This window comes from Qipengyuania sp. S6317L1, from assembly GCF_023015615.1.
Lineage (GTDB): Bacteria > Pseudomonadota > Alphaproteobacteria > Sphingomonadales > Sphingomonadaceae > Erythrobacter.
The window spans coordinates 1,090,126-1,103,050 of sequence record NZ_JALKAJ010000002.1 but is presented as its reverse complement, the minus strand read 5'-3'; the positions used below and the strand labels follow the sequence as shown (position 1 = coordinate 1,103,050).

The 12,925-nt window shown below is 58.3% G+C and carries 17 protein-coding genes; 10 read left to right on the top strand and 7 right to left on the bottom strand.

Annotation, left to right across the window (positions count from 1 at the left end):
* Nucleotides 1-9: 9 nt before the first annotated feature.
* The 6 genes from mnmE to hemE all read right to left on the bottom strand — a co-directional run bounded on the left by mnmE (nt 10) and on the right by hemE (nt 5,062).
* Entirely contained in the window at nt 10-1,296 is a 1,287-nt protein-coding gene (gene mnmE, locus MWU38_RS06715) for a tRNA uridine-5-carboxymethylaminomethyl(34) synthesis GTPase MnmE (protein ID WP_247271037.1), read from the bottom strand.
* A 35-nt stretch (nt 1,297-1,331) separates the two neighbouring features.
* A complete protein-coding gene (locus MWU38_RS06710; protein ID WP_247271036.1) occupies nt 1,332-1,601 on the bottom strand; it encodes a DUF6489 family protein in 270 nt (89 codons plus the stop codon).
* A 64-nt stretch (nt 1,602-1,665) separates the two neighbouring features.
* Nucleotides 1,666-2,058 (bottom strand): BLUF domain-containing protein, encoded by a 393-nt coding sequence (locus MWU38_RS06705; protein WP_247271035.1) that lies wholly within the window; start codon nt 2,056-2,058, stop codon nt 1,666-1,668.
* A gap of 30 nt (nt 2,059-2,088) precedes the next feature.
* On the bottom strand, nt 2,089-3,354 hold the full coding sequence (rho, locus tag MWU38_RS06700; protein ID WP_247271034.1) for a transcription termination factor Rho: 1,266 nt from the start codon (nt 3,352-3,354) through the stop codon (nt 2,089-2,091).
* A gap of 241 nt (nt 3,355-3,595) precedes the next feature.
* Nucleotides 3,596-4,039: a CopD family protein gene (locus MWU38_RS06695; RefSeq protein ID WP_247271033.1), complete on the bottom strand. Its 444-nt coding sequence runs from the start codon at nt 4,037-4,039 to the stop codon at nt 3,596-3,598.
* A gap of 6 nt (nt 4,040-4,045) precedes the next feature.
* Nucleotides 4,046-5,062, bottom strand: coding sequence for a uroporphyrinogen decarboxylase (hemE, locus tag MWU38_RS06690; protein ID WP_247271032.1), 1,017 nt, complete (start codon nt 5,060-5,062; stop codon nt 4,046-4,048).
* Nucleotides 5,063-5,405: 343 nt separating this feature from the next.
* Between hemE and MWU38_RS06685 the strand changes: the two genes are divergently transcribed.
* The 10 genes from MWU38_RS06685 (at nt 5,406) to MWU38_RS06640 (ending at nt 12,002) form a co-directional block, all read left to right on the top strand.
* Complete coding sequence (locus MWU38_RS06685; protein ID WP_247271031.1) at nt 5,406-6,251, top strand: pyruvate, water dikinase regulatory protein; 846 nt, start codon at nt 5,406-5,408, stop codon at nt 6,249-6,251.
* The gene (locus MWU38_RS06680) at nt 6,248-6,838 is read left to right on the top strand and encodes a Maf family nucleotide pyrophosphatase (RefSeq protein WP_247271030.1); all 591 of its coding nucleotides are present in this window, start codon (nt 6,248-6,250) and stop codon (nt 6,836-6,838) included. The genes MWU38_RS06685 and MWU38_RS06680 overlap by 4 nt, the downstream gene beginning before the upstream one ends.
* On the top strand, nt 6,835-7,689 hold the full coding sequence (gene aroE, locus MWU38_RS06675; protein ID WP_247271029.1) for a shikimate dehydrogenase: 855 nt from the start codon (nt 6,835-6,837) through the stop codon (nt 7,687-7,689). Before MWU38_RS06680 ends, aroE begins: the two co-directional genes overlap by 4 nt.
* Entirely contained in the window at nt 7,686-8,282 is a 597-nt protein-coding gene (gene coaE, locus MWU38_RS06670) for a dephospho-CoA kinase (protein ID WP_247271028.1), read from the top strand. The genes aroE and coaE overlap by 4 nt, the downstream gene beginning before the upstream one ends.
* A gap of 40 nt (nt 8,283-8,322) precedes the next feature.
* On the top strand, nt 8,323-9,024 hold the full coding sequence (dnaQ, locus tag MWU38_RS06665; protein ID WP_247271027.1) for a DNA polymerase III subunit epsilon: 702 nt from the start codon (nt 8,323-8,325) through the stop codon (nt 9,022-9,024).
* A gap of 69 nt (nt 9,025-9,093) precedes the next feature.
* A complete protein-coding gene (gene raiA / locus MWU38_RS06660; RefSeq protein ID WP_247271026.1) occupies nt 9,094-9,648 on the top strand; it encodes a ribosome-associated translation inhibitor RaiA in 555 nt (184 codons plus the stop codon).
* Between the two features lie 178 nt (nt 9,649-9,826).
* Complete coding sequence (locus tag MWU38_RS06655) at nt 9,827-10,291, top strand: PTS sugar transporter subunit IIA (protein WP_247271025.1); 465 nt, start codon at nt 9,827-9,829, stop codon at nt 10,289-10,291.
* On the top strand, nt 10,281-10,748 hold the full coding sequence (locus MWU38_RS06650; protein WP_247271024.1) for a PaaI family thioesterase: 468 nt from the start codon (nt 10,281-10,283) through the stop codon (nt 10,746-10,748). Before MWU38_RS06655 ends, MWU38_RS06650 begins: the two co-directional genes overlap by 11 nt.
* 11 nt (nt 10,749-10,759) lie before the next feature.
* Nucleotides 10,760-11,095 (top strand): DUF1491 family protein, encoded by a 336-nt coding sequence (locus MWU38_RS06645; protein WP_247271023.1) that lies wholly within the window; start codon nt 10,760-10,762, stop codon nt 11,093-11,095.
* A gap of 220 nt (nt 11,096-11,315) precedes the next feature.
* The gene (locus MWU38_RS06640) at nt 11,316-12,002 is read left to right on the top strand and encodes a cell wall hydrolase (RefSeq protein ID WP_247271022.1); all 687 of its coding nucleotides are present in this window, start codon (nt 11,316-11,318) and stop codon (nt 12,000-12,002) included.
* An 86-nt stretch (nt 12,003-12,088) separates the two neighbouring features.
* Here MWU38_RS06640 and xth read toward each other — a convergent pair whose 3' ends face one another.
* Nucleotides 12,089-12,895: an exodeoxyribonuclease III gene (gene xth, locus MWU38_RS06635; protein ID WP_247271021.1), complete on the bottom strand. Its 807-nt coding sequence runs from the start codon at nt 12,893-12,895 to the stop codon at nt 12,089-12,091.
* Nucleotides 12,896-12,925 lie beyond the last annotated feature (30 nt).

Below are 12,925 nucleotides of genomic sequence, written 5' to 3'. Positions count from 1 at the left end.
CGAGGGACGCTATTTACCGATACAGAACCGGCCGAAAAGCGCATCCAGCATATCTTCGGTAGTAGAGCGCCCAATCAGTTGATCAAATGCCAGGCGAGCTCTTCTAAGCTCCTCCCCGATCAGAAGGAAATCATCCAAACCGCTTGTTGCGAGAAGCGCCTCATGCGCCTCATTTAGCCGTGCGTGCTGTCTTGCGTTAAGGGCGGTCTCCCCCGGCTTTGGCAGGCGCCCGCGCGCATATTGGACCATCGCCTGTTTCAATTCGCCCACACCTTCCAGCGTGATGGCGGAAACGGTAAAATCCGCGGTGCTCTTTGCATCAAAGTCGCTGGCATCCATGCGCGCAGCAATTTCCCATGCACCCTCGGGCCCCTCCCCTTCTGCGCCAAGCCACAGCACCAGATCCGCGCGCGAAAATTCGCCTTGCGCACGCGCTATGCCAATCGCTTCGATCTCTTCGGCGCCCTCGCCCCTCAAGCCTGCTGTGTCGACCAGAACAAACGCCACGCCCGCAATTGCAATGCTGCGTTCGATCACGTCGCGCGTTGTGCCCGCAACCGGCGAGGTTATCGCCGCTTCGCTTTCGACGAGCGCGTTGAACAGCGTTGATTTACCGCAATTGGGCGGGCCACCCAGGACGACGCGGAACCCTTCTTTGAGACGCTCTGACCGGGGTCTGTCGAGCCAATTGCCGAGCTCACCTGCAAGCGCTCCCACACCCTCACGAAAGGTGGCCGACACCTCGCTCACATCGTCTTCGTCCGAGAAATCGAGCGCCGCCTCGACTTGAGCAGAAAGCCGCAAGACCGCATCGCGCCACTCTTCGACCTTTCCTGCCAAAGCACCGCCCACGCTCGCCATCGCAGCAGCGCGCTGAAGTTCAGTTTCCGCTTCGAGAAGATCGGCAAGCCCTTCGGCTTCGGCCAGGTCAATACGTCCATTGGCAAAGGCACGCCGCGTGAATTCGCCCTCCTCTGCCGGACGCAAATCCGCCATCGAGCCAAGCTCGGCACAAACGGCTGCAAGGACCGCGCGGCCCCCGTGACAATGAAGTTCGGCTAGGTCCTCCCCCGTCGCTGTCGCCGGGCCGGGAAACCAGAGCACAAGGGCCTGATCAAGCACATCGCCGGTGTGTGAGCGCAATGACGCAAGCGATGCGCGGCGCTCCGGAATATCGCGGCCGGTTAATGCCCGCAGCGCCTCCCCTGCCCTCGGCCCACTTATCCGGATCACACCGATAGCCGCTGGCGCAGCGCCGCTCGATACAGCGAAAATGGTCGGTGAGGTTGCAGTCATCGGGAAACGCTTTTGCACGCAAGCGCGCGAACGCTTTAGTCCTTGGACTTTTTGGAACCCGAAGTGCCGCCGCCGCCTGCCGCGCGCATGCCGCCTTCGACAAAGCTTTGGAACAGCTTGAGCCCTGCCTGACCCATGGGCGCGATCATCTGACCCATTTCGAGCAATTGCGCCGGATTTTGCGCGCTTTCAACCGCCTTCGTCATACCATCGACGAACGCTTTGTTGGGTTCGCTCACATCGGGAAGCCCCATGAATTCACGCGCCTCCTGGGGGGTGCATTCGATCTCGATATTGACCTTCATGGTAGCTCCTTCTGGCTGTTGCCGGCTCAGCTATAGCCCAATTTGAGCATCAAAGTGCCCGGGCTCAGTTGAGCATCGCAAAATTGAGCACAAGCTTGCGAATAACCGGATCAATCGCAGCGGGAAGCTCCTCTTCGAGGCGCTGTTGGCGCACCTCGATCCCTTCCGAGATTGCGAGCAGCTTCATCGCCCATTCGGGACAGGTGCGCTCTTCCACCTCGCCCGTGTGCATGACCAGAACGCCTTCGTGGCGTTCATCTGCCTCGATCGCGGACATCAGCTGATCAAGCGATTCCGCCTTCCCTTCAAGAAGTTGAAGGAAATTGCGGCCGTTGTAGAGCAGCAAACCGGTGACATTTTTTGCGGCATTGTTGCGAGCGCAGGTGGTCAGAATTTCATCCACTTGCTCGCGCGGAAGTCCCACCGCAGTGCTAATGTAAACGTACTGCTTAATCACAGCTTTGACCCCTCCAAAGGTCCATGATCATCATTGGTTCATCGTATCGAAGAAGTCTTCGTTTGTCTTGGAATCCTTCATCTTATCAAGGAGGAATTCCATCGCATCTACGGTGCCCATCTGCATCAGGATGCGGCGCAGGACCCACATCTTGGACAGCTTGTCCTTCTCGACGAGCAGCTCTTCCTTACGCGTGCCGGATTTGCCCACATCGAGCGCCGGGAAGATGCGTTTGTCCGAAACCTTGCGATCAAGCACGATTTCCGAGTTACCGGTACCTTTGAATTCTTCAAAGATCACCTCGTCCATCCGGCTGCCCGTGTCGATCAACGCGGTTGCGATGATCGAGAGCGAGCCGCCCTCTTCGATGTTACGCGCCGCGCCAAAGAAGCGTTTCGGACGTTGCAGGGCGTTTGCGTCCACACCGCCGGTCAGAACCTTACCCGAGGATGGCACCACGGTGTTGTAGGCGCGGCCAAGGCGGGTGATCGAATCGAGCAGGATGACGACATCATGCTTGTGTTCGACCAGACGCTTTGCCTTTTCGATAACCATTTCAGCGACCTGGACGTGGCGCTGGGCGGGTTCGTCAAAGGTTGAAGAGATCACCTCACCCTTCACGCTGCGCTGCATGTCGGTGACTTCTTCCGGGCGCTCATCCACGAGAAGAACGAGCAGGAAGACTTCGGGATGGTTGTCGGTGATCGCCTTTGCGATGTTTTGCAGCAGAACCGTCTTACCCGTGCGCGGAGGCGCCACGATCAGGGCACGTTGGCCCTTACCTTGCGGTGAAATGATGTCGATGACGCGCGCGGACTTGTCCTTGACCGTCGGATCGAGCGTGTCGAGGCTCAGTTTCTCGGTCGGGTATAGCGCGGTGAGGTTATCGAAATTGGTCCGCATACGAACTGCGTCGGGATCTTCGAAATTCACCTGGCTAAGGCTAGTTAGAGCAAAGTAACGCTCCCCATCCCTGGGCGCGCGGATTTCGCCTTCAACGGTGTCACCGGTGCGAAGGCCCCATTTGCGGATCTGGTTGGGAGAGACGTAGATGTCGTCCGGGCCAGCGAGGTAATTGGCCTCGGGTGAACGAAGGAAACCAAAGCCATCCTGCAGCACTTCGATCGTGCCGATGCCCATGATCTTTTCGTCATATTCCTCATCCTCGGCAAGCTCGCGCAGGATCGAGAAGAGCAGGTCCTGTCGGCGCATTGTGCCAGCAGCTTCAACGCCGAGTTCTTCTGCCATGGCGACCAGCTCGGCCGGGGTGCGTTCTTTTAAGTCTTTGAGATGCATGAGTATTCAAGTCCACAAGGGATAGGCCCCAAGCATTTGGCAAAGGGGCTCAAACAGGTTCAGATAGCGGGCTTAATTGTGATGCTCGCCGATGGAAAAATATTCTTGATCGGTTCAGGGCTTGGAGAAAGCAGACCGGTGAGCAGATTGACGCTGCGCACGAACAAGATTTGATCCGTTAGATATGCCTATGCAGCGATAGCGTCAATCGCCGATTGCACCACTCGACGCACTCAAGCCCCTAGAAAGGGCGCAGATAGACGAGAAGGACGACCAGAATAAGGATCAACCCCGGAATTTCGCCCGCAAACCTCAGAGCTTTTTCCGAAAGCGGCCTTTGCCCGCGTCCCATCTTTTTCGATTGGGCAACCAACCAGCCGTGATAGCCCGACAAGACAAGCACGAGCGTCATTTTGGCGTGCAGCCAGCCTTGGGAGAAATAGCCAAAGGCATAGGCCATCAAAAGGCCCAAGACCCAGACCACGATGATGCTGGGCGTGAGGATGATCTTGCGCAGTTTGCCCATCCGCTCGGCCCATTTCGCCTCGCCTTCGGAACCGGGCGCATGGTCGAGCATGTAAATGCACTGGCGCGGCAGCATGAATAGCCCGGCAAGCCAGAAGACCATAAAGACGACGTGGCCAATGCGCAGCCATACGGAAATGTCGAGAAGAACGCTTTGCATAAGGCCCTAACCTCTCACTGCGCGCAGCAGGGTTTCAACATGTTCGATCGGGGTGAACTGGCCGATACCATGGCCAAGATTGAAGACGTGCGGGCGGCCCTCGAATGCTTGGAGGATGGTCTTGACCCGCTTGGGCAGCATTTCGCCGCCTGCCTCGACCAGCAAGGGATCGAGATTGCCCTGAACCGGCATGCCCTCTGGTAGCTGCGCGTTAGCCCAGTCGGGATCGAGCGTTTCGTCAAGGCCGACCGCATCGACGCCTGTTTCACGCGCATAGGCGGGGAGTTTTTCGCCTGCGCCTTTCGGAAAGCCTATGACTGGTGTGTCGGGATGGCTTTCTTTCAAGGCGGCAGTGATCTTTGCATTGGGCGCGATGATCCAGCGTTCGAATTCATCGGGTGCAAGGCTCCCTGCCCAGCTGTCGAACAGCTGCACCGCTTCGGCGCCTGCATCGATTTGCCCGCGCAAATATGTGATCGAGACATCCGCAATCGCATCGAGAATTGCCTGCATGCGCCCTGCATCCTGATAGGCGAGAAGCCGCGCCTTGCCCTGATCCTTTGAGCCCTCACCGCCGATCATATAGGTCGCATTGGTCCACGGAGAGCCTGAAAAGCCCAGCATCGTAACCTGATCGGAAATCATCGCGCGCGTTTTTTTCACCGTTTCATAGATCGGATCGAAACGCTCATATTGCGGTGTGAAGCTATCGAGATCGACTTCGAGCAGCGTCGGGCTGAGCTTTGGTCCCTCGCCCGCCAGAAACTCCAGCCCCTGTCCCATTGCGTGGGGCACGATGAGAATATCCGAAAACAGGATCGCCCCGTCAAAACCAAATCGCCTGATCGGTTGGACCGTAACCTCTGCTGCGGCATCGCTGTCGTAAACGAGCTCGAGAAACCCGCCTTTTTCAGCGCGCAGCTCTCTATATTCAGGCAGATATCGTCCCGCCTGACGCATGAGCCAGACAGGAGCGACGTTCTGGGGTGTACCCTTAAGGGTTTCGAGCAAAGGACCAGGCATGGGTTCTCTCTAAACAAATAATATATAGATTTAAAAGGATTGATGGAGTCTGTTGGCCCTGTGGATAGTGGGGATTTCGGTAATCTCCCCGATAGAGGCGTAAAGGTCCAGTGAATTTAACGACAGGCGAATCCGCAAGCTTCTTGAGTCAATTCAAATCTATCCCCAAGGTTCACAGCCTGTCGATGAAACCGGAAATCTGTCCAGAAGTCGTTAGAGGAAATTCCGGACATCGGGGGTGATAACTCGTCCCGAACTTGTTAGCCCTCTTCTCCCGTGGTTTATGCGCGTATCTGTCCACAAGCTCCCACGAAGCTTCAATAAGCTGTAAGCGAATCGTCCCATGAGCCGTTTGAACCTGCATCTAGTCTCCGATTCCACCGGAGAGACCCTTGAGATGATCGCCAAGGCTGCGATTGCGCAATTCGACGATCCTGATGTCAGCCGCCACTTCTGGCCGATGGTGCGCTCGCGCCAGCATCTTGACCGGATTGTCCCCGATCTGGCCGAAAATCCGGGATTGGTGCTGTTCACTCTGGTGAACCCGGATACGCGCACGCGGCTTGAGGATCATTGCCGGCATCTGGGCCTTCCCGCTGTGCCCGTGCTCGATCAGGTGACCTCCGCGCTTGAGGCGCAACTGGGTCAGGAAGCGCATGGCCGTCCCGGGCGCCAGCACTCTATGGACGATGATTATTTCAAGCGCGTCGATGCGATCCAATACACCATCGCCCATGATGACGGGGTGGCGCATGAGGATTGGGAAGAGGCCGACATCGTCCTTGCGGGCGTATCGCGCAGCTCGAAAACGCCGACCAGCATCTATCTCGCCAATCGCGGGTTCAAGACCGCCAATATCCCGATTGTACCCGAAAGCCCGCCGCCAAAGGCGCTCTTTGGTCTGCGCCATCCTCTCGTGGTCGGCCTTACCACCGCGCCCGAGCGATTGGTGCAGATCCGCCGCAATCGCCTGCTTTCACTCAATGAAGGGACGCAGACACCCTATGTCGAAGAGGACAAGGTGAAGTCCGAGCTGCAATATGCGCGGCGCATGTTTGCGGACAATGGCTGGCCGGTGATCGACGTGACGCGGCGTTCGATCGAGGAGAGCGCGGCGGCGATTATTCGCCTTGCGCAGGAGCGAAAACGCAAGGACCGACCGGTTGACGGGGTGAGCAAACCGATATGACTTCACTGATCCTCGCATCCAAATCGGCCTCGCGCCGGGCGATGCTCGATGCTGCAGGTGTTGCGTATGAAGCCATGCCTGCCGATGTTGATGAACGCGCGATTGAACAAAGCCTTGAAGGCGCATCGCCCGCCGAGATTGCCGAGGCGTTGAGCGTTGCGAAAGCCGCCGAAGTCGCAAAGGCGCATCCCGGCGCACTTGTTCTTGGAAGCGATTCCCTTGTGGTTGCGGGCGGCAAGCGTTTCGACAAGCCCGCCAGCCGGGAGAATGCAGCCGAGCATCTCGCCTTTTTCTCGGGCAAGGTGATCGAACTGCACAGCGCGGCCGCCCTGGTTAAAGACGGGGGATGTGAATGGAGCCACCAGTCTCTGGCGCGGCTTCACGTGCGCGAATTGTCGGCGGGATTTATCGACCACTACCTTGAGGCTGAATGGCCCGAAATCAGCTTCACCGTCGGTTGCTTCCGCATAGAGGCGATGGGTGTGCAATTGTTCGAAAGCATCGAGGGCGATCAGTTTACAGTGCTGGGAATGCCGCTTCTCGCCGTTCTTGGGGCCTTGCGCGAACAAGGAGCGCTCCTCGCATGACCAGATACGCCCATGTGATCGGCGATCCGATTGCCCAGTCAAAATCGCCGCTCATTCACGGCTTCTGGCTCGAAAAGCTCGGTGTGCAGGCCGATTATCGCGCGCGTCACGTCACGAGCGAGGGGCTGGAAGATTATCTTGCAGAAGTTGGCAAGGACCCCGATTGGCGCGGGACCAATGTAACCATGCCGCACAAGCAAGCGGTCATTGGCAATCTGGCGCATCTTGATGAAACCGCGGCGAATATCGGTGCGGTGAACACCATTTATCCGCGCGATGATCGAAGCCTTGCCGGAACCAACACCGATGCCGCCGGCTTTCTGGAGCCACTGAAAACAGAACTGAGCCAGCAGCACCTTTTCCGCATGGCCCGGATCCTGGGCACGGGCGGGGCTGCGCGCGCGATCATTGTTGCCCTGGCAAAAGAGGGCTTCACCCTCGTGGTCGCGGGCCGCAACCTTGATAAAGCGCGTGCTCTGCTCGATGAGCTTGCCCCCGCAGGCGAGCATCACGCCATCCATCTCGACCACTTTGCGCTGGCCACGGATTTCGCCTTTGACGATCGCGAAGGGTGTCTTGATCTTGTCGTCAACGCCTCGCCTCTTGGCATGAAGGGCAATCCACCCCTCGCATTCGATTGGAGCCACGCCCCGCCCCGCTCCATCGCCTATGATATCGTGTACAGCCCGATTGATACGCCCTTCCTGCAAAATGCCCGCCGCGCCGGGCATCGCACCATTGACGGGCTTTCCATGCTGATCGGTCAGGCTGCGAGCGCGTTCGAATTGTTCTTCGGCGCCCCTCCCCCGCGTCAGCATGATGAAGAGCTTAGAAAGCTGTTGCTTAAATGACCTCTCCTTCCATCATTGGCCTCACCGGCTCCATCGGCATGGGCAAATCAACCGTCGCCGCCATGTTCGAAGAGGCTGGCGTGCCCGTTTTCGACGCCGATGCCGAGGTGCGTAAACTCCAGGGGCCCGGCGGCGAGTTGATCCCCGCTATCGAAGAGGCTTTTCCCGGCTCCACCGGCCCCGAGGGCGTGAACCGCGAAGCGTTGGGCGCGCAGGTTTTTGGCGACAAGGAGAAGCTCAAGAAACTCGAAGCCATCGTTCACCCGGCGGTGGGGCTGAAGCGTGCACAATTCCTCGAAGACCACAAGGACGCTGCGCTCATCCTTTTCGACATCCCGTTGCTGTTCGAAGGCAGCGGACACGCGCTGGTCGATACGATTGTCGTTGTCTCTGCCCCTGCCCCGGTTCAGCGCGAGCGCGTCCTTGCCCGCCCGGGCATGACGGTGGAGAAATTCGAGCATATTCTCGGGCTGCAAATGCCTGATGCAGAAAAACGCTCACGCGCCGATCATGTGATCGACACCGGCACCACGCTCGAAGAGACACGAGCCCAGGTCGAGGCGCTGGTTACAAAGCTTAAAGCGGCTCTCTAACCTCTTGCGCTCTGCGAAAGTTGGGCCGATAGTCTCCCGAATGCGGGAAGTGATATTCGACACCGAGACCACCGGCCTAGACCCCAAGACAGGGGACCGGATGGTCGAAATAGGCTGTGTTGAAATGATTGACCGGGTCGAAACCGGCAATTCCTACCACGCTTATTACAACCCCGAACGCGATATGCCCGCCGCTGCCGAAGCGGTGCACGGGCTTTCGGCTGAATTTCTGTCAGGCAAACCGCTGTTTTCTGAAACAGTGGACGAGCTTCTCGAATTTCTGGGCGATGCGCCGCTGGTCGCGCACAATGCCGGGTTCGATTTTGGCTTCCTGAACGCAGAACTCGAGCGGATCGGGCGCGAACCCGTTTCGATGGACCGGATGGTCGATACTGTTGCCATCGCGCGCAAGAAACACCCCGGCGCCAAGCTTTCGCTGGACGCTTTATGCACCCGCTATGGCGTTGATCGCAGCCACCGCGTCAAACACGGCGCGCTGCTCGATGCTGAACTGCTCGCACAGGTCTATGTCGAGCTTAAAGGCGGGCGTCAGATCGGCCTTGAACTTGCCAGCGAACCCGTCGCTGTTGCCAGCATCACCGAAGGCGATGCGGACGGGGCCACGCCATCAAACTCCAGGGCCCCGCGCCGCGAGCCGCGCCCGCATATGGCATCGGCCGAGGAATTGGCGGCGCATAAAGAATTCATCGGCTCTCTCGAAGAGGCGATCTGGACCCGGTAGGCGTCAGGCACAGGCTTTGTAGTGAGACAAGGCCATCGCTTGCGCTGAAAAATAGGAGGACAAGCACAAATGGACATGCGTATCTCGGGCCATCAGGTCGAAACAGGGGTTGCACTTCAGGAACACGCCACCGACCGGCTTGAGGCGATGGTCGACAAGTATTTCGACCGCGCGCTTTCCTCCCACGTGACCTTTGGCAAAGGGCCAGGCAGCGCGTTCACCTGCGATATCGTAATGCACGTGATGCACGGGCTTATCCTGAAAGCGCATGGCGGCGCGCACGATGCGCATCAGGCGCTCGACGATGCGGCGGCCAAGATCGAAAAGCAGCTGCGCCGATACAAACGCCGGTTAAAAGATCATCATGAGCAAGCCGCCCACGCAAGAGCTGAAGAAGAGGCCGCCTATACAATCTTTGCGGTCGATGCCGAGGTCGTAGAAGACGCCCCTCCGATCATTGCTGAAACCAGTGTTGATGTCCCCACGAGCAGCGTCGCAGACGCGGTGATGATGCTCGATTTGCGCGATACGCCGGCTCTATTTTTCAAAAATGCTGGAACTGGGCGGCATAATATGGTTTATCGCCGCTCCGACGGCTCGATCGGATGGGTTGAGCCTTCATAGGACAAGATAATTCCGGGTAGCGATTGGATATCGCTGGATAGCCGGATGCGGTCCAAGCCGAAAATGAAAGACAAACCGCACGGCCTGCTTCAGGGCCTTAATTGCGGCATGTTCTTTCGTTAATGGCTGATTCTTAGATTTCCCCCTGAAGGGAAATGCACGGGATTTTGGATTACACATGGACGTTAATATCAATGTTTTGCCCGAAGCGATTGCCATCGTTCGGGTCGAAAACAGCCGACAAATTCTGAGCCGCCTTTCGGATCTCTTCGCGTCTGTTTACGGGCTCGATGCAACGGCGGTGCTCGAAGGACTTGAGCAACGCGAAGCCTTGGGAAGCACAGGGTTTGGCCGGGGTGCGGCTATCCCGCATTGCCGTTTGTCCACTGTCTCGCGCCCCACTCTGGCGGTCCTCAAACTCGAAGCGCCGGTCGATTTCAAAGCGGCTGACGCTGTTCCTGTGACGCTCGCGTTTGGTCTTGTCTCGCCAGAAAACGCGGGCGCGACCCACCTTCACGCACTTGCGGCGCTTTCGCGCTTGATGCGCGATGACGGGATGATGAACGCTCTTGGCGAAGCGCCCGACGCAGAAGCAATCTATGCGCTTTTGACCAACCAGTTCCTCGAGCGCGATGCCGCCTGAAGGCACCAGCGCCGAGACGGGAGCGGACGGTCACTACCGCGCGCTCGAGCGGCTTTATGCCTCGGCGCCGGTGAACGAGAAATTCCGCTCGAAACTTGAAATCGTTGGCGAAGGGCTCTCACGGCTGACCTTTGCGGTGACACCCGATGTCTTCCACGCAGCAGGCGCTGCGCACGGGACGATCTATTTCAAGATGCTCGATGATGCGGCCTTTTACGCCGCCAACACTCTTGCAACCGACACCTTTCTGCTCACCACCAGTTTCAACCTCCACTTCACCAAACCGGTGAAGGAAGGCGAAGTCGTGGCCGAGGGCAAATGGGTGAGCGGCCGCCGACGGGTGATGGTCGCGGAATCGCGGCTGGTGGATCACGAAGGCGATGAGATTGGCCGCGGGACCGGCACCTTCATGCGCTCTCGCATCCCTCTTTCAAGCTTGCCAGGCTACGCCAGTTAACGCTGCGCCCGATGTCGGAACGCCTGCCCGCGCATCTCGAAGTTTCCAGCCTGATTCGCCTCGCCGAATCGAATGGAGGCTTTGCGATGGTCCTCTCCAAAGGGGAGCGGGACGCAGGGACAATCCTCATTGTAACTATGTTTCGCGGGGCCGACGCTAGGCTTTATGAAAGGATGCCGCAATTGGACGGAACGCGGCCTTTCGAATGCACAAAATCGCAAAATGTTGAAAAGCCACAAGAATTTGATGAATACATCGCCCGCCGCCGTTCTCAGGATCCCGATGTTTGGGTTCTGGAGGTGGATATCGACGAGGCAGAACGTTTCATCGCACTTTTACCCGTTTAACCGGCCCTAAGCTTGACGCGAAGGGAAAGCAGCCTATTTGGGCCCTCGCTTCCAGATGCGCAGGCTCGGGTTACGGACAATACGGTCCGGCTTTGAGCACGCAGACGGGGGGCAGCCGGTAGGCTACTAGAACCACCTCTCCATACCCCGCGACATAATCGCAATTCTCATGGTTCGCGCCTGCGTCTGAGCTCGCTCACCGCATAAAAAGAAGAACGAAATGGGTCGTAAGACTTACTCATTTAGCGCGGTCGCACTCGCAGCCGTCGCCGGTTTGAGTTTCTCCAGCGTCGATGGCGCTGAAGCATTTGCCCAGGACGAAGACGTTGCGGGCACCATTGAGGCCGTAGCGGCCGAACAAGTTGAGATCGTTCCGCAGGCGCCAGAAACAGACGGCGTTCAAGCGACATCGGATCAGAACGTGACTTTCGTCTCTGAGGAAGTCGTCCAGCCAGTCGCTGAACCTGCGGCCCCTATCGCAGGCGAAGCTTCGTCTTTGCGCGAACTGGTGGCAAGCATCGACGCCGATGAAGAACTGACCGAGCAAATGCGGTGCCTTGCCGGCGCTGTTTATTTTGAAGCGCGCGGCGAACCGCTGCAGGGCCAATTGGCTGTGGCAGAGGTCGTCATCAATCGCGCATCAGATTCGCGGTGGCCTGCAAGCTATTGCGGCGTTGTCCTGCAACGCTCACAATTTTCCTTCGTGCGCGGTGGCCGTTTGCCCCGCATCAACACGAGCAAGAAAACCTGGGCCCGCGCCAAGGCCGTCGCGAAAATCGCGCACGACAACCTTTGGCAAACCGAGGCCAATGACGCGGTTTATTTCCACGCGAACTACGTGAGTCCGCGTTGGAGCCGCAAGAAGACCCGTCTGGCACAGATCCAGACGCACGTTTTCTATCGCTGATTATCAGTTTCTATCGCTGAACTTCGGTTCATGCTGATGGCTTAAGGCCCCGCCTCTCCCCCCCCCGAGGCGGGGTCCTTTTGTTTCTAGTCCCGCAAAATCGCCCATGTCGGCGCGTGATCGGACGCTTTCTCGCGGCCCCGATGTTCGCGATCGACTCCGACCGCGTCCAATCGGTCAGCGAGTTCGGGCGAGAGCAGGATGTGATCAATGCGAAAACCGTGATCGCGCTGCCATGCGCCTGCCTGATAGTCCCAATAGGTCCAAACCCCGCCACGCGGGTTCAAGGTGCGCACAGCATCGGTCCAGCCATCGGCCAGCAGCCGCGAATAGGCGGCGCGCGATTCGGGCTGCATCAGCGCATCGGACGCCATCGCCTTTACCGAATAGACATCGTCGTCGTGCGGAATCACATTGTAGTCGCCAAGCACCGCGGCTGGCACCTCTTCGGCCCAGATTTCGGCCATGCGCGCGCGCAATTTCTCCATCCACGCCAGCTTGTAATCGAATTTCGGCCCCGGCTGCGGATTGCCATTGGGAAGGTAGATGCAGACAATGCGGACCGTTTCGCCGTCCCTGGTGATGTCCGCTTCGAGATAGCGCGATTGCTCGCCCTCACCCTCTTTGGGACCATCAATACCAAGCCCGCGCTGAACTTCGCTTATGGAATAACCCGCCTTGCTATCGGCAAGGATCGCGACACCGTTGAAGCTTTTCTGCCCGTGCCAGATCAACTCATAGCCGAGCGCCTCGAACTCGCTTGCGGGAAAGTCTTTGTCCTGGCTCTTGATCTCTTGCAGGCACGCGACCGAGGGCCGCGTTTCTTCGAGCCATTCCTTAAGCCGGGGCAGGCGCGCTTTGACGCCGTTGATATTGTAAGTGGCGATCTTCATGCGCGCTTACATGACCGATCGGCGCGCGCG

What these genes read in the sequence shown, in the direction of transcription:
- mnmE (WP_247271037.1), bottom strand. Translation starts at nt 1,296, where the DNA reads ATGACTGCAACCTCACCGACCATTTTCGCTGTATCGAGCGGCGCTGCG.
- MWU38_RS06710 (WP_247271036.1), bottom strand. Translation starts at nt 1,601, where the DNA reads ATGAAGGTCAATATCGAGATCGAATGCACCCCCCAGGAGGCGCGTGAA.
- rho (WP_247271034.1), bottom strand. Translation starts at nt 3,354, where the DNA reads ATGCATCTCAAAGACTTAAAAGAACGCACCCCGGCCGAGCTGGTCGCC.
- MWU38_RS06695 (WP_247271033.1), bottom strand. Translation starts at nt 4,039, where the DNA reads ATGCAAAGCGTTCTTCTCGACATTTCCGTATGGCTGCGCATTGGCCAC.
- hemE (WP_247271032.1), bottom strand. Translation starts at nt 5,062, where the DNA reads ATGCCTGGTCCTTTGCTCGAAACCCTTAAGGGTACACCCCAGAACGTC.
- MWU38_RS06685 (WP_247271031.1), top strand. Translation starts at nt 5,406, where the DNA reads ATGAGCCGTTTGAACCTGCATCTAGTCTCCGATTCCACCGGAGAGACC.
- MWU38_RS06680 (WP_247271030.1), top strand. Translation starts at nt 6,248, where the DNA reads ATGACTTCACTGATCCTCGCATCCAAATCGGCCTCGCGCCGGGCGATG.
- aroE (WP_247271029.1), top strand. Translation starts at nt 6,835, where the DNA reads ATGACCAGATACGCCCATGTGATCGGCGATCCGATTGCCCAGTCAAAA.
- coaE (WP_247271028.1), top strand. Translation starts at nt 7,686, where the DNA reads ATGACCTCTCCTTCCATCATTGGCCTCACCGGCTCCATCGGCATGGGC.
- dnaQ (WP_247271027.1), top strand. Translation starts at nt 8,323, where the DNA reads ATGCGGGAAGTGATATTCGACACCGAGACCACCGGCCTAGACCCCAAG.
- raiA (WP_247271026.1), top strand. Translation starts at nt 9,094, where the DNA reads ATGGACATGCGTATCTCGGGCCATCAGGTCGAAACAGGGGTTGCACTT.
- MWU38_RS06655 (WP_247271025.1), top strand. Translation starts at nt 9,827, where the DNA reads ATGGACGTTAATATCAATGTTTTGCCCGAAGCGATTGCCATCGTTCGG.
- MWU38_RS06650 (WP_247271024.1), top strand. Translation starts at nt 10,281, where the DNA reads ATGCCGCCTGAAGGCACCAGCGCCGAGACGGGAGCGGACGGTCACTAC.
- MWU38_RS06645 (WP_247271023.1), top strand. Translation starts at nt 10,760, where the DNA reads ATGTCGGAACGCCTGCCCGCGCATCTCGAAGTTTCCAGCCTGATTCGC.
- MWU38_RS06640 (WP_247271022.1), top strand. Translation starts at nt 11,316, where the DNA reads ATGGGTCGTAAGACTTACTCATTTAGCGCGGTCGCACTCGCAGCCGTC.
- xth (WP_247271021.1), bottom strand. Translation starts at nt 12,895, where the DNA reads ATGAAGATCGCCACTTACAATATCAACGGCGTCAAAGCGCGCCTGCCC.